This is a genomic window from Inquilinus sp., from assembly GCF_057815775.1.
On sequence record NZ_JBYRFX010000883.1, the window covers coordinates 1 to 2,549 of the forward strand.

Below are 2,549 nucleotides of genomic sequence, written 5' to 3' on the forward strand. Positions count from 1 at the left end.
GTTGTGCTCTACCCCTGAGCTACGCCCGCTCTGGCGCCGTCCGGCGCCGCAGCGCCGTCCGAGGTGGCGGGTTATATCCGATGCCACGGGATTTGCAAGCATCTAAATGCCGAAATTTCCCGTGCCCGGAGACGCGGCGGCAACCGGTGCTTCCGGCGCATGGGCGCGCCCCGGGCGGGTGGGCTTGGAAGCGGGCCGGCAGGCTCGTATAACACCGGGGCCATGACCGCGCCCGACACCACCGCCCTCGCCCGCGCCGACGCGCCCGCCACCGAAACCGCCGGCCGCCCCCGCGCCGCGCCGGAGGACCTGTTCGCGCGATTGCGGTCGCTGGGCCTTGTCGTCAGCACCCATGAGCACGAGGCCGTGTTCACGGTCGAGGAATCGCGCCACCTGCGCGGCCTGCTGCCGGGCTGGCATTCCAAGAACCTGTTCCTGCGCAACAAGAAGGGGCAGGAGTGGCTGGTGGTGTGCGAGGAGCAGCGCCGCATCGACCTGAAGGCGCTGGGCGACCTGCTGGGCGCCGGCCGGCTGTCCTTCGGCTCGCCCGACCGGCTGATGGAGTCGCTCGGCGTCACCCCCGGCTCGGTCACGCCCTTCAGCATCATCAACGACGATGCACGCAAGGTGACCATCGTGCTGGACGCCGGCATGATGCAGCATGGCATCCTGCACTTCCACCCGCTGGTCAACACCATGACCACGGCGATCGAACCCGCCGGGCTTCTGGGCTTCATTGCGAGCTGCGGCCACGAACCCCATATCGTCGATCTCGACCCCGTCACCCTGCCGGCGGAGCCGGCGACCGATACGCCCTCGGCGGAACCGGCTTAGGCCCCCGTCGGACGAACGCTGACACTCCCGCTTGCCGCCATCGCCCTCCGGCACAGATCAATACAAGACCTGGGACAACGCCATGGACGCCCTCATCAACGCCGCCGGCTCCGCACCGGCGATCAAGGACACCACCACCGCCGGCTTCCGCGCCGATGTGATCGAGGCCTCGATGGAGGTACCGATCATCGTCGACTTCTGGGCCACCTGGTGCGGCCCATGCAAGACGCTGGGGCCGATGCTGGAGAGCCAGGTCCAGGCCACCCAGGGCAAGGTCCGGCTGGTCAAGGTCGACATCGACCAGAACCAGGCCCTGGCCGCCCAGTTGCGCATCCAGTCGGTCCCCACCGTCTATGCCTTCTACCAGGGCCGGCCGGTCGACGGCTTCATGGGCGCGGTGCCGGAAAGCCAGATCAAGAGCTTCGTCGACAAGCTGGTGCAGCTGGCCGGGCATGATTCGCACGACCATGTCGACCAGCTGCTGGCCGAAGCCAAGGCCGTGCTCGACGAAGGCAATGCCGAGGAAGCGGCCGGCATCTACCAGCACATCCTGGCGCATGCGCCGGACAGCGCGGCCGCCATCGCCGGCCTGCTGCGCTGCCTGATCGCGCTGGGTGAGACCGACCAGGCCAAGCAGGTGCTGGAGAGCCTGACGCCCGAGCAGGCCAAGCATGCCGACGTTGTGGCGGCGAAGAGCGCGCTGGAGCTGGCGGAACAGGCCGCCGGCGCCATCGCCGGCCTGGCCGGGCTGCGCCAGCGCCTGGCCGCCAATGCCAACGACCATGAGGCGCGCTACGAGCTGTCGACCGCCCTGTATGGCGCCGGTGAGCGCGAGGAGGCGGTGGACGAGCTGCTGGAGCTGTTCCGCCGTGACCGCGAGTGGAACGAGCAGGCCGCGCGCAAGCAGCTGGTCAAGCTGTTCGAGGCGTTCGGCCCGACCGACCCGCTGACCCTGTCCGGCCGGCGGCGCCTGTCGTCGATCCTGTTTTCATGACACGGCACCAGGCATGAACAAAGGGCCGCGCGCGCCAGCCTTCGAGGATCTCGGCACCGATCTGCCGGTGTTTCCCCTGCCCGGGGTCCTGCTGCTGCCGCGCGGCCTGCTGCCCCTCAACATCTTCGAACCACGCTACCTCGCCATGGTCGAGGACGCGCTGGCCGCGGACCGGCTGATCGGCATGATCCAGCCGCGCCCGGGGCCGGAGAGCGACGCCGGGCCCGGCCTCTACGCGGTCGGCTGCGCCGGCCGGATCACCAGCTTCGACGAGACCGATGACGGCCGCTACCTGATCACCCTGACCGGGCTGTGCCGGTTCCGGGTGGCGCAGGAGCAGGACGGCCGGCGCGGCTATCGCCGGGTGCGGCCGGACTGGACGGGCTTCGCCGCCGACATGGCCGACCCCATGATTGCCGGGCCGGGCGCCGCAGCCATCGACCGCGCCGGGCTGGACCAGGCCCTGAACGACTATTTCCGCGTCTCCGGCCTGTCGGCCGACTGGAAGGCGATCGGCGAGACCCCGGACGAGCGCCTGGTCACCTCGCTGGCCATGATCTGTCCGTTCGAGCCGCAGGAGAAGCAGGCGCTGCTCGAGGCGAAGGATCTCTGCGAACGCACCGAACTCATGCTATCGATCATCCGCATGGCGATCCATGGCGGCGATGCCGGCCGGGTGCGCCACTGAGCTAGCCTCCGACCCCTGGCCCCCCAATGTGGC

The 2,549-nt window shown here is 69.6% G+C and carries 3 protein-coding genes; all 3 read left to right on the forward strand.

The window, feature by feature from the left end:
* Positions 1-222: 222 nt before the first annotated feature.
* Positions 223-834 (forward strand): prolyl-tRNA synthetase associated domain-containing protein, encoded by a 612-nt coding sequence (locus AC3XYG_RS31740; protein WP_489143882.1) that lies wholly within the window; start codon positions 223-225, stop codon positions 832-834.
* Positions 835-916: 82 nt separating this feature from the next.
* Entirely contained in the window at positions 917-1,828 is a 912-nt protein-coding gene (gene trxA / locus AC3XYG_RS31745) for a thioredoxin (protein ID WP_489143883.1), read from the forward strand.
* A gap of 13 nt (positions 1,829-1,841) precedes the next feature.
* Entirely contained in the window at positions 1,842-2,516 is a 675-nt protein-coding gene (locus tag AC3XYG_RS31750) for an LON peptidase substrate-binding domain-containing protein (protein ID WP_489143884.1), read from the forward strand.
* The last annotated feature ends 33 nt before the right edge of the window (positions 2,517-2,549 follow it).